The following is a 19,994-nucleotide window of genomic DNA, read 5'->3' as shown; positions in this document are numbered from 1 at the left end:
CGAGGATGAGGTCCCGATCATGACGACGACTCCGGCTCCGCAGCGGGCCGAGACCGAGGCGATGATCGCCGAGGTCCTGGAGCAGTACCCCCAGAAGGCGGCCAAGTTCCGCGCCAAGCACCTCAAGGCCAACGACCCCGAGGGGTCGAAGGAGTGCGAGGTCAAGTCCAACATCAAGTCCCGCCCCGGGGTCATGACGATCCGTGGCTGTGCCTACGCCGGTTCCAAGGGCGTGGTGTGGGGCCCGGTGAAGGACCTGGTCACGATCAGCCACGGCCCGGTCGGCTGCGGCCAGTACTCCTGGGCCACCCGGCGCAACTACGCCCGCGGTCCGTGGGGTGTCACCAACTTCACCGCGATGCAGATCACCACGGACTTCCAGGAGAAGGACATCGTCTTCGGCGGTGACCCCAAGCTGGAGCAGGTCTGCGACGAGATCAACGAGCTCTTCCCGCTGGCCAAGGGCATCTCGGTCCAGTCCGAGTGCCCGATCGGTCTGATCGGCGACGACATCGAGGCGGTTTCCCGCACGGCGTCGAAGAAGCTTGGCAAGCCGGTCATCCCGGTCCGCTGTGAGGGCTTCCGCGGGGTGAGCCAGTCGCTCGGCCACCACATCGCCAACGACGCGGTCCGCGACCACGTTCTCGGCACCGGCGGCGAGTCGTTCAAGGAGACCCCGTACGACGTCGCGCTCATCGGCGACTACAACATCGGCGGCGACGCCTGGGCGTCCCGGCGGATCCTCGAGGACATGGGCCTGCGCGTCATCGCCCAGTGGTCCGGCGACGGCACGCTGAACGAGATGGCCTCGACGCACCTGTCGAAGCTGAACCTGATCCACTGCTACCGCTCCATGAACTACATCTGCACCACCATGGAGGAGCGTTACGGCACTCCGTGGATCGAGTTCAACTTCTTCGGGCCGACCAAGATCGTCAACTCGATGCGGGCCATCGCGGCCAAGTTCGACGAGACGATCCAGGCGAAGACCGAGGCCGCGATCGCGCGTTACCAGAAGCGCTTCGACGAGATCACGGCGGCGTTCAAGCCGCGCCTCGACGGCAAGCGCGTCATGCTCGCCGTCGGCGGTCTGCGCCCCCGCCACACCATCGGCGCCTACGAGGACCTCGGCATGGAGGTCGTCGGTACCGGTTACGAGTTCGCGCACAAGGACGACTACACCCGCACGTACGCCGAGCTCAAGGAAGGCGTCGTGCTCTACGACGACCCGACGGCGTTCGAGCTGGAGGAGTTCGCCAAGCGGCTCAAGCCGGACCTCATGGGTGCGGGCGTCAAGGAGAAGTACGTCTTCCACAAGATGGGCATCCCCTTCCGCCAGATGCACTCCTGGGACTACTCCGGGCCGTACCACGGCGTCGACGGCTTCGCGGTCTTCGCCCGCGACATGGACATCGCGATCAACAGCCCGACCTGGGACCTCATGGAGACCCCCTGGTCGAAGGCCGGAGAGGTGTTCTGACCGGATCTTCCGGTCTCCGCCGGCGATCGCCGGCGGCCATCAGTCACGGTAGAAAGGAGGATGTCCGGTGACGACGACTCCCGAGACAGGCAGTTCCATTCCGTTGCGGGTCCTCGACCACAGCGAGCTGTTCAAGGACGAGGTCTACCAGAAGCAGTTCGAGGGCAAGGCCGAGTTCGAGAACGGCAGTGAATCCGCCGAGGTTTCCCGCGTCCTCGAGTGGACCCGCGGCTGGGAGTACCGGGAGAAGAACTTCGCCCGGGAGGCGCTGACCGTCAACCCGGCGAAGGCCTGCCAGCCGCTCGGTGCGGTGCTCGCGGGCCTCGGGTTCCAGGGCACGCTGCCGCTCGTGCACGGTTCGCAGGGCTGTGTCGCGTACTTCCGCAGCCACTTCGCCCGGCACTTCAAGGAGCCCGTCCCCGCGGCATCCACGTCCATGACCGAGGACGCGGCGGTCTTCGGCGGCCTGAACAACCTGGTCGAGGCGCTGGAGAACGCGACCAGCCTGTACAAGCCGAAGATGGTCGCGGTCAGCACCACCTGCATGGCCGAGGTCATCGGTGAGGACCTCTTCGCCTACATCGGCGCGGCCAAGGACAAGGAGGTGATCACCGCCGACTACCCGGTTCCCTACGCCCACACCCCGAGCTTCGTGGGCTCGCACATCACCGGGTACGACAGCATGCTCAAGGGAATCCTTGAGAACCTGACGAAGTCGGCGGACGCGACGGAGCCGGCGACCGGTGGGAAGCCCCGGCTGAACATCATCCCCGGTTTCGAGACCTACACCGGTAACCTCCGCGAGTACCGGCGCGTGCTCGAGCTGATGGGCGTGGACCCGCTGATCCTCGGCGACCACGCCGACTCGCTCGACTCGCCGGCCGACGGGGAGTACGACCTCTACCCCGGTGGCACGCCGCTGGCCGAGGCGGCGAAGGCGAAGTTCAGCCGCGCCACCGTGCTGCTGCAGGAGTCCGCCACCCGCAAGACCACCGAGCTGATCCGGGACGTGTGGAAGCAGGACACGCTGGTGCTGGAGACCCCGATCGGGGTCCGCGGCACCGACCAGTTCCTGACCGAGATCGCCCGGCTGGCGGGCGTCGAGATCCCGGCCGAGCTCACCGTCGAGCGCGGCCGTCTCGTTGACGCCCTGACGGACTCGCACGCCTACCTCCACGGCAAGAGGGTCGCCATCGCGGGCGACCCGGACCTCGTCGTGGCGCTGACCCGCTTCGTGCTCGAGCTCGGCATGATCCCGGTGCACGTGCTCAGCACGAACGCCGACACCACCTTCAAGGCCCGCATGGAGAAGGTGCTCTCGGCGAGCAAGTTCGGCGAGGCGGCCACCGTCTGGCCGGAGAAGGACCTGTGGCACCTGCGGTCGCTGGTCTTCACCGAGCCGGTCGACCTGCTCATCGGCAGCACCTACCTGAAGTACATCTCCCGGGAGGCGAACGTTCCGCTGGTGCGGGTCGGGTTCCCGATCTTCGACCGGCACCACCTGCACCGCTTCCCGATCATCGGCTACACCGGCGGGCTGCACCTGCTCACGCAGCTCGTGAACACCGTGCTGGACGAGCTTGACCGGACCAGCCCGGACCATAGCTACGACGCCGTGCGCTAGGCCCCGTCCGGGGGACGCCTCCTGAGCGTCCGGTGTCCCCCGGGCGGCGCGCACGGCCTTCCCAGTGGTCGGCCGGCTGGCGGCCCCGAGCCCCCGCTCCGCCGGGGCCCCCGCCCGCGCGCTGGGACCGCGCCCCCCGCGCCGCGGAGGCAGGTGCCCCGCCACTGCCGGGGCCGGCGCCCCAGCCGGCCGGCCACCATCCCACCGGCACCACCCACCGGCACCACCCGCCAGCACCACCCCGGTTCAGAAGAACTGCTGGTCCATCGAACGGCCCGCTCACCCAGCTCACCGAGGGGACGACCCTCCCTAAGCCGAGAGATCGCCATGGCCGCCACTGACCGTGCAACGCTATTCACCGAACCGGCATGTGATCACAACCGCGAGAAGTCCGCCAAGGAGCGCAAGGCCGGGTGCCCCAAGCCCGCGCCCGGCGGCACCAGCGGCGGATGCACCTTCGACGGTGCGATGATCACACTGGTTCCGATCGTCGACAGCGCCCACGTCGTGCACGGCCCGATCGCCTGCGCAGGAAACTCCTGGGACGGGCGGGGGAGCCTCTCCTCCGGCCCCGACCTCTACCGCCGCGGCTTCACCAGCGACGTCGGTGAGCAGGACGTCATCTTCGGCGGCGAGCAGCGCCTGTTCGACACCATTCTCGAAGCCGTCCGCCGGCACCACCCGCCGGCGGTGTTCGTCTACTCGACCTGCGTCACCGCCATGATCGGCGACGACCTCGACGCCGTCTGCGCGGCGGCCGCCGCGCACACCGGCGTCCCGGTCATCCCGGTGCACGCCCCGGGGTTCGCCGGCAACAAGAACCTGGGCAACCGCCTCGCCGGCGAGGCCCTGCTCGAGCACGTCATCGGGACGGTCGAGCCGCCCGACGTGACCGAGCTCGACGTGAACCTGGTCGGCGAGTACAACATCGCCGGCGAGCTGTGGGACGTCCTGCCGGTGCTGGCCAAGATGGGCATCCGGGTCCGGGCCTGCATCAGCGGCGACGCGCGCTACGCGGACGTCGCCGCGGCGCACCGGGCCCGCGCGACGATGGTCGTCTGCTCCCGGGCGCTGCTGGGCCTGGCCCGCGGCCTGGAGGATCGCTACGGCATCCCCTGGTTCGAGGGCAGCTTCTACGGCGTCCGCGCGATGAACGACACCCTGCGCGAGTTCGCCCGCCTGCTCGGCGGCGCGGAGCTGGCCCGGCGCGCCGAGGAGGTCATCGCCCTCGAGCAGACCGCCGTCGACCTGGCCCTGGAGCCCTACCGTGAGCGGCTCGCCGGCAGGCGCGCGGTGCTCTACACCGGCGGGGTCAAGAGCTGGTCGATCGTCTCCGCGCTGCAGGACCTCGGCATCGAGGTCGTCGCGAACGGCATCACCAAGAGCTCCGACGGCGACGTCGAGAAGATCCGCGAACTGCTCGGCCCCGACGCCAGGATCGTCTCCGAGGGCAGCCCGCGCGAGCTGCTGCGCATCGCCGAGGAGACCCGCGCGGACATCCTCGTCGCCGGCGGCCGCAACCAGTACACGGCGCTCAAGGGCCGGCTGCCGTTCCTCGACATCAACCAGGAGCGGCACATCCCCTACGCGGGCTACCGCGGCGCGGTCGAGCTGGCCCGCCGCCTCGACATGGCGCTGTCGAACCCGGTGTGGGAGCAGGTCCGCGCCCCCGCGCCCTGGGACGTCGAGGGGGTGGCGTGATGGCGAGGGTCGTCACGAGTGACCGCCGGCCCGGCCTGGACCCGCTGCGGTTCAGCCAGCCGCTCGGCGGGGCGCTGGTCTTCCTCGGCCTCGCCGCGGCGATGCCCGTCATGCACGGGTCGAAGGGCTGCGCCTCGTTCGCCAAGGCGCTGCTGACCCGGCACTTCAACGAGCCCGTCCCGCTGCAGACCACCGGTGTCACCGAGGTGTCCGCGGTGCTCGGCAGCGGCGACGACCTCGTCGCCAACCTGGACGGCATCCGCGCCAAGCAGAACCCGCGGATCATCGGCCTGCTGACCACCGGCGTCACCGAGGTCAGCGGCGAGGACGTCGCCGGCCAGGTGCGCCAGTACATCGCGATGATGAACCACACCACGCCCGAGGGCGCGCCGCTGATCGTGCGGGTGTCCACGCCGGACTTCGCCGGCGGGCTGTCGGACGGCTGGTCGGCCGCGCTGCGCTCGCTGGTCACCACCGTCCCCTTCGACCACGCCGACTCCGACGATTACCCGGGTTCGCGCTCCGGTCCCGGAACCGGTTCCGCGCCCGAGACGGTCGCCGTGCTCGTCGGGCCGTCCCTGTCGGCCGCCGACCTCGACGAGCTCTGCGCGCTGATCCGCTCCTTCGGGATGGCGCCGGTGCTGGTCCCGGATCTCTCCGGCTCCCTCGACGGGCACCTGGCCCCGTCCTGGCAGCCGACGACGACCGGTGGCACGGGGCTCGCGCAGCTGCGCCGCCTCGACGAGGCCGGCCTGATCATCACCGCCGGCGCGACCGCCGCGGAGGCCGGGGTCGACCTGGCCGCGCGGACCGCCGCCGACCTGATCCACCACGACCACCTCAGCGGCCTCGCCGCGGTGGACAGGCTGGTCACCGAGCTGATGGCCTACTCGGGACGCGGACCGGCGCCCGAGGTGCGGCGGGCCCGCGCCCGGCTGGCGGACGGCCTGCTCGACACCCACTTCGTCCTCGGCGGGGCGCGGATCGCGCTCGCGATGGAGCCCGAGGCGCTGGTCGCCGTCGGCTCCCTGCTGCACGACGTCGGCGCGGAGATCGTCGCGGCGGTGTCGCCGACGGACGCTCCCGTGCTCGCCACCGCCCCCTGGGACGAGATCGTCATCGGCGACCTGACCGAGCTGGAGGAACGCGCCCTCGAAGGCGGCGCGGAACTGCTCATCGGGTCGAGTCACGTCCGCACGGTCGCCGACCGCATCGGCGCCGCCCACCTGGCCGTCGGATTCCCGATCTACGACCGGCTCGGATCGGCCCTGCGCACGACCGCCGGGTACGGGGGCAGCCTGCGGCTGCTCGTCGACGCGGCGAACCGGCTGCTCGACCACCACCAGGCGGATCACCGGGCCGATCACCGCCCGGGGCGCCACGACGTCCGCGAACATCCGCTCGACTCGTTCGACCAGCTCGACGTTCTGTGCCAGGAGTCCCCATGTTGAAGATCGCTTTTGCGACGAGCGACGGCCACGCCGTGGACCAGCACTTCGGCTGGTGCCGCCGGTTCGACGTCTACGAGGTCGGGCCCGAGGGCTTCCACCTGTTCGAGACCAGAGAGCTCGGGCCCGCGGAGGACGACGAAGAGGACAAGATCGCCTCGAGGCTCGCGGCGGTCGTCGACTGCGCGATCCTCAACGTCTGCGACATCGGAGGGACGGCGGCGGCGAAGGTCGTCAAGGCCCGGATCCACCCGATGAAGGTCCCCGTGGGCACCGAGATCGACGCCCTGCTCGCCAAGTTCGTCGGCGTGCTCGCGGGCAACCCGCCGCCCTGGCTGCGCAAGGTCCTTCGGGCGCACAGCCCGCAGGTGGCGCCCGCCTGGACCCCGACCTCCTCGCCGTCGGCCACCGCCGCGCCGGTCGCGCCGGCCAGGCCGCAGTAGACCCCGCCACCTCGAACCCGATGACCATGGGAGGAACGGCATGACCACACCGGCCCCCAGCGCAGGCGGCCAGCTCGAGGGGTTCCTGCGGGACCTCGTCGACCAGCTCCGCGCCGGCGACACCTACGGCAACCTCGACCGGCTGCCCGACGAGCAGCTGCTCGGCCCGTTCATCCTCACCCGCGAGCAGCGGCGGCAGATCGCCTCCAACTGCGACATCGACGCCGTCATCGAGGGGCGCGTGCGCTCCTTCTACCAGGCCGTCGCCGCCTCGGTGGAGAAGGCGACCGGGGTCATCACCACCACCGTGCTCGACCTCAACCACGAGGGCTTCGGCCGGGTGATCGTCTTCGGCGGGCGGCTGGTGGTGCTCTCCGACGTCCTGCGCGACGTCCAGCGCTTCGGCTTCAACTCGCTCGAGGACCTCGCCGCCCGTGGCGAGGCCATGGTCACCGCCGCCGCCAAGCTCGTCGAGCAGTGGAGGGAGGTCGCCCGCGATGACTCCTGAGACCAGCACCAGCACCGATGTCGCCGCCGTCACGACCCGGCTGCGCAAGCTGAACAGCAAGGCCTCGCAGCTCAAGCTCGACCTGCACGACCTCGCCGAGGACCTCCCGATCAACTGGGAGAACATCCTCGACCTCGCCCGCCGTACCTACGACGCCTACGCCGAGATCGCGCTGCTGGAGAACGAGCTGCGCGCCGGCGCCGCCGGTGGCACCGGGAAGGGAGCGGGAGCATGAGCGCGCTCACCAGCCAGCTCGAGGAGTTCCGCCGCTGCTCGACCGCCGAGCAGTACTTCGAGCTGCTCGACGTCGACTACGACCCGCGGGTGGTGGCCGTCAACCGGCTGCACATCCTGCGCTTCTTCGCAGAGGAGATCGCCGGCCTGCACGAGGGGGCCGACGCCGAGGTGTCCCCCGAGGCGCTGCTGCGGGACTACCGGGCAGCCCTCGTCCGCGCCTACGAGGCCTTCACCACGGCCACCGCGCTGGACCACCGCCTGTTCAAGGTGCTGAAGGACCGCGCGCCAGAGCCCGCCGGGTTCGTCCCCATGTCCGAGATCACGGTCGAGCGACCGGCGACCACCCAGACCGACGAGAAGGGCCAGCAGCGATGAAGTCGACCTTCGACGTAGGTGACGTCGTCGCCACCACCAAGGCCCTGCGCCAGGACGGGACCTTCCCGGACCCGAACATCGCGACCGGCCAGATCCTGGTCGAGCCCGGCACCCGGGGCGAGGTCATCAACGTGGGCCTGTACCTGCAGGAGCACATCGTCTACGCCGTCGCGTTCGAGAACGGCCGGGTCGTCGGCGCCCTCGAGCGCGAGCTCGAGGCCGCGGTGCGGGAGACCTCCCCGTCCAGCCGGGCCGCCGCCGCCGCCACCGCCCATGCCACAAGTTCCGCGGCTGACAGCAGCGCCGCCGTGACCAGCGGGACCACCGACAAGGAGGAGGGGCTGTCGTGAACAACGAGCCCGTCATGCTTCCGGTGCTGCCCGCCGCCACGGCGGAGCTGCTGACCGGTCGGACGGCCACCCCTGGTCAGAACGGCTCGCCCGCCCAGGGCGCGGCGCCCGCCCCGGGTGGCGGCTGCGCGTCCAAGAAGAGCTGCGGCAGCAGCACTCCGGCCACCGATCCGGAGATCGCAGAGAAGATCGCCAACCACCCCTGCTACAGCTCCGAGGCGCACCAGTACTACGCCCGGATGCACGTGGCGGTGGCGCCCGGCTGCAACATCCAGTGCAACTACTGCAACCGCAAGTACGACTGTGCGAACGAGAGCCGGCCCGGCGTCACCAGCGACCTGCTCACCCCCGAGGACGCGCTCGCCAAGGTCAAGCTGGTCGCCAGCGAGATCAAGCAGATGAGCGTGCTGGGCATCGCCGGCCCCGGCGACCCGCTCGCCAACCCGAAGCGCACCTTCCGCACCCTGGAACTGGTCGCCCGGGACTGCCCCGACATCAAGCTGTGCCTGTCGACGAACGGGCTCACCCTGCCCGACCACGTCGACCGCATCGCCGCGCTGAACGTCGACCACGTCACGATCACGATCAACATGATCGACCCCGAGGTCGGCGAGCGGATCTACCCCTGGGTCGCTTACAAGGGCAAGAAGTACACGGGCCGGGAGGCGTCGAAGATCCTCTCCGAGCGCCAGCTCGAGGGCCTCGCCATGCTGGCCGAGCGCAAGATCCTCGCCAAGGTCAACTCGGTGATGATCCCGGGGGTCAACGACGAGCACCTCGTCGAGGTCTCGAAGACCGTCCGCGGGCTCGGTGCCTTCCTGCACAACGTGATGCCGCTGGTCTCCGCCCCGGAGCACGGCACCGTGTTCGGCCTCGCCGGCCAGCCGGGCCCGACGCCCCAGCAGCTCAAGGCCCTGCAGGACCGCTGCGAGGGCGAAGACGGCGCCGACATGAACATGATGCGGCACTGCCGGCAGTGCCGGGCGGACGCCGTCGGCCTGCTCGGCGAGGACCGCGGTGACGAGTTCACCCCGGAGACCTACCAGGGCCGCGAGATCGCCTACGACCTGGAAGGCCGCCTCGCCGCCCACGCCGAGATCGAGCGGTGGCGCCAGGAGACCCGCGCCGAGCGCGAGACGGTGACCGTCGCCGGCCCGGCGACCAGGCCCGACGACGTCGTCCTGGTCGCCGTCGCGACCAAGGGCAGCGGCGTGGTCAACCAGCACTTCGGCCACGCCTCCGAGTTCTGGATCTACGAGGCCGGCCGCAGCTGGGCCCGGCTCGTCCAGACCCGCGACGTGCAGCGCTACTGCGAGGGCCCGACCGAGTGCGGGGACGGCGCCTCGGTGCTCGACAAGACCATCGAGATGCTCTCCGACTGCTCCGCCGTCCTGTGCAGCAAGATCGGCCCGGGGCCGTACGACGCGCTCGAGGCCGCCGGGATCGAGCCGGTCGAGGTCTACGAACTGATCGAGAAGGCCGTCGCCACCGTCGGCGGCCGGCTCACCGCGGCCGCCCGCGCGGCCGTCCCGGTGAACCCCGACCCCGCCGGCACCGGTTTCACGGACCTCGACGAGATCGACCTCGACGAGGTGGAGGCCGAGATGGCCGAGGCCGAGCTGGTGCGCGCCGAGCTGGTGCAGGGCGAACTGGTGGACGTCGACCTGCTCGACCCGGACCTCATGGACGACGACCCGTTCGAGTTCGCCGTCACCGTCCGGCCCGGCTCCTGCTCGGGTGAGGGCGGCAAGTCCGGCTCCTGTTCCGGCGGCGGCCACCGCCACGCCGCCGGTTCCGGCCACCGCCACGACGCCGAGCACGCCCGTACCGACCCGCGCACCGAGAAGTCCCGCGCGGAGCGGACCACCCCGGAGAAGGCACGCGCCGACGGTGCCCGCCCCGCCCACACCCGTTCCGTCGGCACCGGCTCCCACAGCGCCGGCACCGACGTCACAGACCTGGAGGTAGCGCGGTCATGACCCTCGTCCAGAGCACCGTCGAACTGACCGAGCGCGCCCGCGCCCAGGTGCGGACCCTGCTCGGCGGCAGCGCGGAGACGGCCGGCTTCGGCCTGCGTGTGGGCGTGAACCCGGGCGGCTGTTCCGGCCTCACCTACAACCTGGCGCTCGCCCCCGGAGCCGAGAGCGACGACATCGTCATCCACTCCGACGGGTTCGACGTCTTCGTCAACTCGTCGATGATGGGGCACCTGCGGGGGCTGCGGATCGACTATGTCGAGTCGCTGACCTCCTCCGGGTTCACCTTCACCAACCCGAACGCGACCAGCTCGTGCGGCTGCGGCAACTCGTTCGGCACCCCGGAGGAGCCCGAGCGCGCCGAGGCCGACGACCGGCTGCGCGGCCAGGTCGAGGACGTCATCGCCGAGATCCGGCCGTTCCTGCAGGGCGACGGCGGCGACGTGCAGCTCGTCACCGTGCTCGCGGGTAACGGGGAGCCGGGCACCGCCGAGGTCCACATCCGGCTTGTCGGCGCCTGCAACGGCTGCTCCAGCGCCTCGGCCACCGTCACCGCGGTGATCGAGAAGCGCATCAAGGAGAGCCTGCCCGAGATCGGCCGCGTCGCCCTCGTCTCCTGACGGCGAACCCCGGCCCACCACACCGACCCCCCGACGGAACACACGGACCAGTCATGGAGCGCAGCATGATAGTGACCCGGCGTAGTTCTCCGCCGGCGTCCGGCCCGGTCGGTCCGGTCGATGCCCGCGGGGCGTCCGAGGCCGCGGTGCCAGCAACGGCGCTGGCACCGACGGCCCTGGCCCTGGCCCTGGCCCCGGCCCTGGCGCCGGCGCAGCGCAGCGGGGGAGCGAGCCTGCCCGGTCGGTACGACCGGCAGCTCGACCTGCCGGGCTTCGGCCCGGCGGCCCAGGAGCGGCTGCGCGGCGCGACCGTGCTCGTGGCGGGCGTGGGCGGCGTCGGCGGGGCGGCCGCGACCTACCTCGCCGCCGCCGGGGTCGGCCGGCTGGTCCTGGTCCACCCGGGCGCGCTGGAGGAGCCCGACCTCAACCGGCAGACCCTGATGCGCCCCGAGTGGATCGGTGGCTCCCGGGTGGCCTGCGCGGAGCAGACCCTGCGCGCGCACCACCCGGGAGTCGAGATCGTCGCGATCGACCGCGAGCTGTCCCAGCTCCCCGAGCTGGGCCGCCTCGTCGCCGGGGCGGACGTCGTCGTGGACGCCCGCCACAACTTCCCCGACCGCTACCTGCTCAACGACGCCTGCGTCGCGACCCGGACCCCGGCGGTCGTCGCCGCGATGAACGCCACCGAGGGGAACCTGCTGGTCGTCCAGCCCGGATCGCCCTGCCTGCGCTGTGTCTTCACCGAGGGCGACCCGTCCTGGCAGCCGCTGGGCTTCACCGTCCTCGGCGCCGTGTCGGGGATGGTCGGCTGCCTCGCCGCGACCGAGGCGATAAAGATCATCTCCGGGTTCGGTGAGCCGGCGGCCGGCAGGCTGCTCCAGTTCGACCTCTGGGACCTGGACTTCCGGGTGCTGCGAGCCCGACGTGACCCGCACTGCCCGTCCTGCGGCGGCCAGGGGCCCGGCTCCGGGGAGCCACGGTGATCTACCTCGACCACAACGCGACCACGCCCGTCGACCCGCGGGTGGTCGAGGTGATGCTCCCGCTGTTCACCGAGCGGTTCGCCAACCCGGCCAGCAAGCACGCCCCCGGCCAGGAGGCGACGCGGATCGTCGAGCGGGCCCGGCGTGAGGTCGCGTCACTCGCCGGCGCCCGCCCCCGCGAGGTCGTGTTCACCTCCGGGGCGACCGAGGCCGCCAACCTGGCGATCGGTGGGGTCCTCGCCACCGCCGAGCCGGGGCGACGCCGGATCCTCGTCGGGGCCACCGAGCATCCCGCGGTGCTCGGCGCCGCCGACGCCGCGGTGTCGGCTGGCGACGCGACAGCCGCCGAGCGGATCGCCGTCCACCCGGACGGCACCATCGACGTCGACGACCTGCGGCGCCGACTCGGGCCGGACGTCGCGCTGGTCGCGGTGATGGCGGCGAACAACGAGACCGGGGCCGTGAACGACCTGCGGCCACTGGTCGAACCGGTGCACTCCGCCGGGGCGTTGCTCCTGTGCGACGTCACCCAGGCCCTCGGCCGCATCCCGGTCGAGCTCGAGCAGACGGGCGTCGACCTGGCCGTCGCGTCCGCGCACAAGCTCTACGGTCCCAAAGGTGTCGGCGCGCTGATCGCGTCGAAGGACGCCTGGCCACGCCTCGCGCCCAGGGTGCACGGCGGCGGCCAGGAACGCGGCCTGCGGGCCGGCACCCTCAACACCGCCGGGATCGCCGGCTTCGGAGCGGCCGCCCGCATCGCAGCCGAGTCGATGGCCGACGACGGCAGGCGCCAGGGCGCGCTGACGGCGCTGCTGACTGCGCTGTTGACAGAGACCCTGGCGAAGCGGCTCGGGCCCGGAGCCGTCGAGCTCAACGGCCCGGACCGTGCCAGGCTGCCGAACACCGTCAATCTCCGCTTCGTCGGCGCCGGTGCCGACGAGGTCCAGGCCTGTGCTCCGCGTGTGGCGATCTCGGCCGGCTCGGCGTGCAGCGGTGGCGGGGACGAGCCGTCCCATGTCCTGCTCGCCATGGGCCGCACGGCCACCGAGGCCCGGGAGAGCCTGCGCTTCAGCCTGGGCCGCGCCACCACGACGGAGGAGATCCGCACCGCCGCGGATCTGGTGGCCCGCGCTGTCCTGCGCGTCCGCTCCCTTTCCCAGAGCACCCCCATCCAAGACGAGGTTCGAGATGACAACCGAGCTCTTCGAACAGCCTGAATCGCGGGTACGCCGCCTCAAGGGGGTCGTGATCCGGTTCGCCGGCGACTCCGGCGACGGCATGCAGCTCACCGGCGACCGCTTCGGCGCGCAGGCCGCGGAGGCCGGCAACGACGTGGCCACGCTGCCGGACTTCCCGGCCGAGATCCGGGCGCCAGCCGGAACCGTCGGCGGTGTCTCGAGCTACCAGCTGCACGTCGCCGACCACGACATCACCACCCCGGGTGACCAGCCCGACGTCCTCGTCGCGATGAACCCGGCGGCGCTGAAGGCGACCTTGAAGGACCTGCGTCCCGGAGGCGTCCTGATCGTCGACTCGGGCGCGTTCAACGTGCGCTCGCTGGAGAAGGCCGGGTACGACTCCGACCCGCTGACCGACGGCTCGCTGGGCAACTACATCGTGCACGCGGTCGACCTGACCGGGCTCGCCGTCGGCGCCACCGACGGCCTCGGCCTCAAGCGCAAGGACGCCGCCCGGACGAAGAACATGTTCGCCCTCGGCCTGGTCTCCTGGATGTTCAACCAGCCGGTCGAGAGCACCATCGCCTACCTGGAGAAGCGCTTCGCCAAGAAGCCGCCGGAGATCCTCGCCGGCAACCTGGCGGCGCTGCGGGCGGGCGTGAACTACGGCGACACCACCGAGGCGTTCGCCGTCTCCTACGAGGTGAAGCCCGCGGCGCTGCCCCCGGGCACCTACCGCCACATGCGCGGCAACCGGGCCATCGCCTTCGGTCTCGTCGCCGCCGCGCACCAGGCCGGGATGCCGCTGTTCCTCGGCGCGTACCCGATCACCCCGGCGACCGACGTCCTGCACGAGCTGAGCAAGCTCACCTCGCACGACGTCCGCCACTTCCAGGCCGAGGACGAGATCGCGGCGATCGGCGCGGCGATCGGCGGCTCGTTCGCCGGCATGCTCGGCGTCACCGTCACCTCCGGCCCCGGCATGGCGCTCAAGTCCGAGGCGATCGGCCTGGCGATCTCGCTGGAGCTGCCGCTGGTCATCGTCAACGTGCAGCGCGGCGGACCGTCGACCGGCCTGCCGACGAAGACCGAGCAGTCCGACCTGCTGCAGGCCCTCTACGGCCGGCACGGCGAGGCCCCGCTGCCGGTGCTCGCCGCCCAGTCGCCCGCGGACTGCTTCGCCGCGGCGTTCGAGGCGGCGCAGATCGCGCTGGAGCGGCGCACCCCGGTCATCCTGCTGTCCGACTCCTACATCGCGAACGGCAGCGAGCCGTGGAAGGTCCCGGCCGTCGAGGAGCTCCCCGACCTCGGCATCGAGTTCGCCACCAAGCCCAACGCCGTGGGCAAGGACGGCACGCCGAAGTTCCACCCGTACGCGCGTGACCCGCGCACCCTCGCCCGCCCGCTGGCCATCCCCGGCACCCCCGGCCTGGAGCACCGCATCGGTGGTCTGGAGAAGGCCGACGGCAGCGGCGAGGTCTCGCACGACGCGGACAACCACGACCTGATGGTCCGCACCCGCCAGAACAAGGTCGACGGCATCAAGGTGCCGGCGCTGGAGGTCGACGACCCGAGCGGGGCGCCCGGATTCGGTGCCCGGGTGCTGGTGGTCGGCTGGGGCTCGACCTACGGGCCGATCGGCGCCGCCTGCCGGCTTGTCCGCGACCAGGGGCTGGCCATCGCCCAGGCGCACCTGCGCTACCTCAACCCGCTGCCGGCGAACCTGGCCGCCGTGCTGTCGTCCTACGACACGGTGCTGGTGCCCGAGATGAACCTCGGTCAGCTCTCCGGCCTGCTGCGGATGCACTGCGGGGTCGAGACCGTCGGCTACACCCAGACCCGCGGGCTTCCCTTCCGCGCGGTCGAGCTGGCCGCGGTGTTCACCCGGCTCGTCCACGGCGCCGACCTCGGCGACACCGAGATCACCAGTGAGGACATCAAGGCCGCGGGCGGCGCCAGCACGCTCGGCATGAGCGAGCTGGGCCGCAGCGAGCTCGGATCGGATTCGGAGGCGGGCAAGTGACCAGCTCAGACGCGGTAGGCAAGCAGCTCACAGCGAAGGACTTCTCCACCGGGCAGGACGCCCGCTGGTGCCCGGGGTGCGGTGACCACGCGATCCTCAACGGGATGCGGAACCTGCTGCCGACCCTCGGGATCCCGCGCGAGAACTTCGTCGTGGTCTCCGGCATCGGGTGCTCGTCCCGGCTGCCCTACTACCTCGACACCTACGGCATCCACTCGATCCACGGGCGGGCGCCGTCCATCGCGACCGGCATCTCGATCAACCGGCCGGACCTGTCGGTCTGGGTCGTCACCGGTGACGGCGACTCGCTGTCGATCGGTGGCAACCACCTGATCCACGCGCTGCGCCGTAACGTCAACCTCAAGATCATCATGTTCAACAACCAGATCTACGGTCTGACCAAGGGCCAGTTCTCGCCCGCGACGAAGCCCGGCACGGTCACCCCGTCCAGCCCGTTCGGCTCGCTGGACCACTCGTTCAACCCGGCCGCGCTGGCCCTGGGCGCCGAGGCGACCTTCCTCGCCCGCACGGTCGACACCGACCGCAAGCACATGACGGAGATCCTCGCCGCCGCCCACGCGCACGACGGCTCGGCGCTCGTGGAGATCCGGCAGAACTGCCCGACCTTCAACGTCGCGCCCCGGGACGACGTCGCCGCCTCCGCGACGGAGCCCACCGCGGCCGACGGCCCGATCCGGCTCGAGGCCGGCCAGCCGATCCTGTTCGGGGCGGACAGCCAGTGGGCGATCCTGCGCGACCCCGAGACCGGCGACCTGAAGTTCGGCCGGTCGGTGGAGAAGGGCGTCGTGATCCACGACCCGCGCTCGACCAGCCCGACCTACGCCTACGCCCTCGCCCGGATCGCGGACACCCACCCCGAGCTCGCGCCGATCGGCGTGTACCGCGCGGTGGAGCGGCCGAGCTTCGACAAGCAGTACCAGAACCGCCTCGCCACCGCCCGCGCGGGCGGCCGAGGCGACCTGCAGGAGCTGCTCACCGGCGACGACTCCTGGTCGGTGCCGGCCAGCCGGGCCTGAGCCCCTCCTCGCGGCCGACCGCGTAACGAGACCTCCCCCGGACGCCCGCCGTCCGTGAAGAAGGAAAGAAAGAGAGTTCCGATGCCCTACGTCGTCACGTCGCCCTGCATCGACGTCAAAGACACCGCATGCCTGGACGAGTGCCCGGTCGACGCCATCTACGAGGGCGACCGGAAGCTCTACATCAACCCGAACGAGTGCACCGAGTGCGGCGCCTGCGCGTCCGCCTGCCCGATCGGCGCGATCATGCTCGACCTGGAGGTGCCCAAGGCCGAGCGCCCCTTCGTGAAGAGCGAGAAGGAGTTCTTCACCAAGGTCCTGCCCGGCCGGGACGAGCCGCTCGGCGATCCCGGTGGCGCCAAGACCGTGGGCAAGATCAAGGCCGACACGCCCTTCGTGGCCGAGTACGAGGCCTCCGCCTGACCGGTACGCGGGCCCACGCCCAGGTGACGGGGTAGGGCCGCCCGTGACCCGGGCCGGCGCGGGGAGCAGCCACCACGCTCCTCGAGCCGGCCCGGGTCACGGCCCGGGTCACGGCCGGACCGGGCCGCCGTTCAGATCACGGCCGGACCGGTCACCACCCGGGTCACAGGCCGCCGGGGCTGCCACTGCCGCCGGCTCCGGCACCGAACAGCTCCAGGTACCGCTGCGCGGCCATCGGGTTCAGCGGCGGGTTGATCAGCGAGGAACGCACGTTGTCCGCCTCGGCGGTGCTGAAATACGCCTCGTAGGCGAGGATGTCCCGGTTCCGGTCGAACAGGTCGTGCATCTTCTCGATGAAGAGCGGATTGTCGCCGCCACCGTTCCCGTCCACCCGGACGAGTCCCCACTCCGGCACCGCGAACTGCTTGCCGTGCGCCCGCGCGAACGCGGCCACGGTGCACGCCCCCGACGGGATGTTGCACTGCTGGTCGAAGGTCTCCGCGGAGCGCGACGGCGGGTAGGAGTCGTAGGCGTCACTGCTGACGATGCTCACGAACTCGTCGCCCGGGTAGGCCGCCCACACGTCGTCACCGTTCGGCATCCGGTCACGGTGCGCGCTGACGTTGAAGTCGATCCGCACCGCCGGCGCCGTCGACCGGATCTGGGTAACCGCCCGCTGGAAACAGGTCTTCCAGGTCGCGGTGTCCCGCGGATACCACCAGAACCAGTTCCCGTTGAACTCCCAACCGAGCCGGACGATGGCGTCGGGCCGGCCATTACGCGTCAGGGTCTGGCCGAACGCCGCCCAGTAGGCGTCATAGTGACCCCGGGCGCAGGTCCGCTCGTCACCCGACCGCGGGAACAGCGGCTGGGCGATGGAAAGCTGCCCGTTGTACACCCCCGGCGGGTAGTCCGACATCGGCCAGTTGTCATAGGCGATCCCGTTCCAGTCGTTACGCTTGGTGAAGACGACTGCGACGTTCGTCAGCCGCCCCGTCCAGGCCTCCCAGGCGCGGATGTCCAGCGGCGGGTTCCCGTTCGCCCCGGAGGGCCACCGCACCCCCGGCGCGGCCGGCCCGGTCGGCGCCGGCTCCGGCTGAGGCTGCGTGGGCTGTGCCCCGGGCGCCTTCGCCGTATCCGGGGCCTGACTCGCCGCCGGGGCATCGGCCGAACGCCGCGAATCCGGGCCGCCGGTGAGCGTCACCAGGCCGATCGCGCCGAGCAGGATGACCATCGCGGCGGCGACGACCCCGAGCACGGTGCGACGTCGTCGGCGCGGCCTACCTCGACGAGCCGTCCCGCCGCGGTGATTCCCGCCGCGGCGGCCGTCCTTCCCCTGGCCTCCGGCCCCTGGCGCCTGGGCAGCTTCGCCCGGGTCCGCGGCTCCGGCTCCGGCTTCGGGCCCGGCTCCGGCCCCGGCTTCGGCTTCGGGCCCGGTTCCGGCCCCGGCTTCGGGCCCGGTTCCGGCCCCGGCTTCGGGCCCGGTTCCGGGCCCTGGCCCGTCCGGGACGGGGTTCTCGCTGGTGCTCCCAACCGGGCCCCCGCCCTTGCTCACGGGGCTGCCCAGGCCGGCAGAGGCCCGCTGGCGGAAAGGGCTGTCCGAACGGTTGGGGCTGCCCGTGCTGGTTGAGCTGCCCGAGTTGGTGGGGCTGCTCTGGCTGGTGGCACTGGTCCGAGCCACGGAGCTGACGAGAGTCTTGTCCGGCCGCATCGGCGAGCCCGGCGTGCCGAGGCGCTCGTACGGCAGCGTCCGCGCGATCACGTCCTCGCCCGCACCGCTCCCGACGGGCACGTCTGTCCCGGCAGCGAACGGGAGCGGGCCCGAAGACCCGGACACGTCCACGCCTGAACCTTCACCAGCGCCGCCGGGACCTTCGCCGGTCTTCGGTACCGGGCCGGTGCCCGCTCCGGACGCGTTGCCGGGGACCTCGGTGGCGGTGTCCTCGGCGGTGTCGGTCACCACGTCGCCTGCGCCGGCGGCTCTCCGGCTCGCGCCGGTGGTCGCCTTGCTCCTGCCGCCGGTTCTCCGGGTCGAGTCGGTGTTCCGGCTTGACCCGGTCTTCCGCTCTGGCGTGGCTGTCCGTTCGGACGCGGCGCTCCGCTTTGTCGTCGCTGCCCGGCCTGGCGTGGCTGCCCGGTCCGACCCGCTCGTCCGGTCTGATCCGGTCTTTCGGTCTGATCCGGTCTTCCGGTCTGACCCGGTCTTCCGGCGTGTGCCGGTGGCTTCGCGCTCGCCGACGTTCTGGTGCGCGTCGGCACTGTCCCGACCCGCGCCCGCTGTCGGCGGCGCGTCACCTGCCTCGTGCCGTTGCACGTACGTCCCCCATCGAGCCCCCGCCCCACATTCACCGCCCGCGCCGGGACCTGTCGGACCCCGGGTGGCGTGCTGCCGTGCGGCGCTACCGCCGGTCGGCACCGGTTCATCTTCGCAACCTTGTTACGAAGCAACCCTGGCTGACACTCAACAATCCGTCACCCACGGCCACCACTACCGGGCGCTCACCAACGGTGTGGGTCTGGTGTCGCGGCGCAGGCGAGGCATCACCCCCATCCGCCGGTCCCGGGCACGCACCCCGGACCGGATTACCGTGCGTTCCTGCACCGGTGACCCGGTTTCTCGCCCAGGACGCGGGGAGCCGGTTCCTTGACGTTGGCACCGGCTTCCCACTTCGCCGAACCCGCACGAGGTCGCCCAGCGCATCGCCCCGGACTGCCGGGTGGCCTACACCGACAGTGACTCGATCGTGCTCGCCCGCGCTCGTGCACTGCTCACCGGAACCGGCGAAGGCCGCACCGCCGGACTGGGCGCCTGACCTGCAGAGCCACGATCGCAATGGCGAAAATCTCGAAGACGGCGACGACGAGGAGTTCGTTGAGGCTGAGCCATCCGATATACAAGCTGAGGGACGGGATATGCAAGACGGGCTCCTTCCGAGGCGGTGCGCAGTTTCCGGCACCCGCTGACGATCTAGACAAAGATTGCCCCGTGGTCCCGGTAGGAGACTCGCTGCTACTACGTTAAGTGAAACGTATCAACCATTCCGTAGAGTCCGCCGGCTGTTCGCAACGAGAAATCTTCCCGGGCCGAATGTGAACTTGGTGTGGTCTCGTCGGGTTCGTGCTTGTCGGGGTGGCGCACACACCTTTATGGTCGAACGTGTGTTCGATCCTATGGTGGGGTGGGTGTCGGTGCCATGAATGCCGTGCGGAGTGCGAAGGTCGACGAGGACGGTTCCGGTTCCCGTGACTTCTCGGAGACGGAGGGGGTGTTCGAGGGGCGGGTGCGTGGGCTGCTGGTGCGGATCGGTGCGGCGGTCCGGTTGATAGCGGCGGGGAACGCGGACCTGCTGGGGCTGTTGGCGCAGTTCGCCGACCTGCGGCCGCCGGCGGCCGGCCGGGAGGTTCTGTTCGACGAGTTCGCTCCGGAGGACGTCGCGGCGGTGCTGGGGGTGTCCTCGCAGGCCGCGGCGGGTCAGATGCTGTTCGCGTGCACGGTGGCGCGCCGGCTGCCCCACGCGACGGATGCGTGCCGCCGTGCCGTGCACACGGTGGATCCGGCCGGGGCGGCCGCACGCGCGCGGGCCCGGA

Annotated in this window: 17 protein-coding genes and 2 pseudogenes; 18 read left to right on the top strand and 1 reads right to left on the bottom strand. The window is 71.3% G+C overall.

Annotation, left to right across the window (positions count from 1 at the left end):
- Positions 1–19: 19 nt before the first annotated feature.
- The 16 genes from nifD to fdxA all read left to right on the top strand — a co-directional run bounded on the left by nifD (position 20) and on the right by fdxA (position 16,406).
- Positions 20–1,480 (top strand): nitrogenase molybdenum-iron protein alpha chain, encoded by a 1,461-nt coding sequence (nifD, locus tag E0504_RS40520; protein WP_020464281.1) that lies wholly within the window; start codon positions 20–22, stop codon positions 1,478–1,480.
- Between the two features lie 67 nt (positions 1,481–1,547).
- The gene (gene nifK / locus E0504_RS40515) at positions 1,548–3,104 is read left to right on the top strand and encodes a nitrogenase molybdenum-iron protein subunit beta (protein ID WP_112107978.1); all 1,557 of its coding nucleotides are present in this window, start codon (positions 1,548–1,550) and stop codon (positions 3,102–3,104) included.
- A 327-nt stretch (positions 3,105–3,431) separates the two neighbouring features.
- Positions 3,432–4,805, top strand: a complete 1,374-nt coding sequence (gene nifE, locus E0504_RS40510) for a nitrogenase iron-molybdenum cofactor biosynthesis protein NifE (protein ID WP_112107977.1) — start codon at positions 3,432–3,434, stop codon at positions 4,803–4,805.
- Complete coding sequence (gene nifN / locus E0504_RS40505; protein ID WP_071067114.1) at positions 4,805–6,256, top strand: nitrogenase iron-molybdenum cofactor biosynthesis protein NifN; 1,452 nt, start codon at positions 4,805–4,807, stop codon at positions 6,254–6,256. Before nifE ends, nifN begins: the two co-directional genes overlap by 1 nt.
- Positions 6,250–6,696 (top strand): nitrogen fixation protein NifX, encoded by a 447-nt coding sequence (gene nifX / locus E0504_RS40500; protein ID WP_071067115.1) that lies wholly within the window; start codon positions 6,250–6,252, stop codon positions 6,694–6,696. Before nifN ends, nifX begins: the two co-directional genes overlap by 7 nt.
- A gap of 40 nt (positions 6,697–6,736) precedes the next feature.
- Positions 6,737–7,204, top strand: a complete 468-nt coding sequence (locus E0504_RS40495) for a NifX-associated nitrogen fixation protein (RefSeq protein ID WP_071067116.1) — start codon at positions 6,737–6,739, stop codon at positions 7,202–7,204.
- Positions 7,194–7,439: a CCE_0567 family metalloprotein gene (locus E0504_RS40490; protein WP_071067117.1), complete on the top strand. Its 246-nt coding sequence runs from the start codon at positions 7,194–7,196 to the stop codon at positions 7,437–7,439. The genes E0504_RS40495 and E0504_RS40490 overlap by 11 nt, the downstream gene beginning before the upstream one ends.
- Positions 7,436–7,816 (top strand): nitrogenase-stabilizing/protective protein NifW, encoded by a 381-nt coding sequence (nifW, locus tag E0504_RS40485; RefSeq protein WP_071067118.1) that lies wholly within the window; start codon positions 7,436–7,438, stop codon positions 7,814–7,816. The genes E0504_RS40490 and nifW overlap by 4 nt, the downstream gene beginning before the upstream one ends.
- Positions 7,813–8,166, top strand: a complete 354-nt coding sequence (locus tag E0504_RS40480) for a nitrogen fixation protein NifZ (RefSeq protein ID WP_112107975.1) — start codon at positions 7,813–7,815, stop codon at positions 8,164–8,166. The genes nifW and E0504_RS40480 overlap by 4 nt, the downstream gene beginning before the upstream one ends.
- A complete protein-coding gene (gene nifB, locus E0504_RS40475; RefSeq protein WP_112107974.1) occupies positions 8,163–10,145 on the top strand; it encodes a nitrogenase cofactor biosynthesis protein NifB in 1,983 nt (660 codons plus the stop codon). Before E0504_RS40480 ends, nifB begins: the two co-directional genes overlap by 4 nt.
- A complete protein-coding gene (locus E0504_RS40470) occupies positions 10,142–10,762 on the top strand; it encodes an iron-sulfur cluster assembly accessory protein (RefSeq protein WP_112107973.1) in 621 nt (206 codons plus the stop codon). The genes nifB and E0504_RS40470 overlap by 4 nt, the downstream gene beginning before the upstream one ends.
- Before the next feature lie 65 nt (positions 10,763–10,827).
- Positions 10,828–11,745, top strand: a complete 918-nt coding sequence (locus tag E0504_RS40465; RefSeq protein WP_243657846.1) for a HesA/MoeB/ThiF family protein — start codon at positions 10,828–10,830, stop codon at positions 11,743–11,745.
- On the top strand, positions 11,742–12,962 hold the full coding sequence (locus E0504_RS40460; RefSeq protein WP_112107971.1) for a cysteine desulfurase family protein: 1,221 nt from the start codon (positions 11,742–11,744) through the stop codon (positions 12,960–12,962). Before E0504_RS40465 ends, E0504_RS40460 begins: the two co-directional genes overlap by 4 nt.
- Positions 12,934–14,946, top strand: coding sequence for a 2-oxoacid:acceptor oxidoreductase subunit alpha (locus E0504_RS40455; RefSeq protein WP_112107970.1), 2,013 nt, complete (start codon positions 12,934–12,936; stop codon positions 14,944–14,946). Before E0504_RS40460 ends, E0504_RS40455 begins: the two co-directional genes overlap by 29 nt.
- Positions 14,943–15,983 (top strand): 2-oxoacid:ferredoxin oxidoreductase subunit beta, encoded by a 1,041-nt coding sequence (locus E0504_RS40450; RefSeq protein ID WP_112107969.1) that lies wholly within the window; start codon positions 14,943–14,945, stop codon positions 15,981–15,983. Before E0504_RS40455 ends, E0504_RS40450 begins: the two co-directional genes overlap by 4 nt.
- An 81-nt stretch (positions 15,984–16,064) precedes the next feature.
- Entirely contained in the window at positions 16,065–16,406 is a 342-nt protein-coding gene (gene fdxA, locus E0504_RS40445; RefSeq protein WP_018501689.1) for a ferredoxin, read from the top strand.
- Between the two features lie 163 nt (positions 16,407–16,569).
- On the opposite strand, the gene E0504_RS40440 is transcribed toward fdxA, so the two are convergent.
- Positions 16,570–18,366 carry a glycoside hydrolase family 26 protein gene (locus tag E0504_RS40440; protein WP_243657845.1) on the bottom strand — a complete coding sequence of 599 codons (1,797 nt, stop codon included), beginning with the start codon at positions 18,364–18,366 and terminating at the stop codon, positions 16,570–16,572.
- A gap of 507 nt (positions 18,367–18,873) precedes the next feature.
- On the opposite strand from E0504_RS40440, the pseudogene E0504_RS54590 reads away from it, so the two are divergent.
- Both E0504_RS54590 and E0504_RS40430 read left to right on the top strand, forming a co-directional pair.
- Positions 18,874–19,216: pseudogene (locus tag E0504_RS54590) on the top strand (SAM-dependent methyltransferase); the annotation flags it as partial.
- 384 nt (positions 19,217–19,600) lie between these two features.
- A pseudogene (locus tag E0504_RS40430) lies at positions 19,601–19,994 on the top strand (HNH endonuclease); the annotation flags it as partial.

Source organism: Parafrankia sp. BMG5.11, assembly GCF_004337455.1.
The sequence above is the reverse complement of the archived record's forward strand: the minus strand, read 5'-3'. Positions and strand labels throughout refer to the sequence as shown.

Coding starts and splice junctions, on each gene's coding strand:
- nifD (WP_020464281.1), top strand. CDS start 20: ATGACGACGACTCCGGCTCCGCAGCGGGCCGAGACCGAGGCGATGATC.
- nifE (WP_112107977.1), top strand. CDS start 3,432: ATGGCCGCCACTGACCGTGCAACGCTATTCACCGAACCGGCATGTGAT.
- nifN (WP_071067114.1), top strand. CDS start 4,805: ATGGCGAGGGTCGTCACGAGTGACCGCCGGCCCGGCCTGGACCCGCTG.
- nifX (WP_071067115.1), top strand. CDS start 6,250: ATGTTGAAGATCGCTTTTGCGACGAGCGACGGCCACGCCGTGGACCAG.
- E0504_RS40495 (WP_071067116.1), top strand. CDS start 6,737: ATGACCACACCGGCCCCCAGCGCAGGCGGCCAGCTCGAGGGGTTCCTG.
- E0504_RS40490 (WP_071067117.1), top strand. CDS start 7,194: ATGACTCCTGAGACCAGCACCAGCACCGATGTCGCCGCCGTCACGACC.
- nifW (WP_071067118.1), top strand. CDS start 7,436: ATGAGCGCGCTCACCAGCCAGCTCGAGGAGTTCCGCCGCTGCTCGACC.
- E0504_RS40480 (WP_112107975.1), top strand. CDS start 7,813: ATGAAGTCGACCTTCGACGTAGGTGACGTCGTCGCCACCACCAAGGCC.
- E0504_RS40470 (WP_112107973.1), top strand. CDS start 10,142: ATGACCCTCGTCCAGAGCACCGTCGAACTGACCGAGCGCGCCCGCGCC.
- E0504_RS40465 (WP_243657846.1), top strand. CDS start 10,828: ATGATAGTGACCCGGCGTAGTTCTCCGCCGGCGTCCGGCCCGGTCGGT.
- E0504_RS40455 (WP_112107970.1), top strand. CDS start 12,934: ATGACAACCGAGCTCTTCGAACAGCCTGAATCGCGGGTACGCCGCCTC.
- fdxA (WP_018501689.1), top strand. CDS start 16,065: ATGCCCTACGTCGTCACGTCGCCCTGCATCGACGTCAAAGACACCGCA.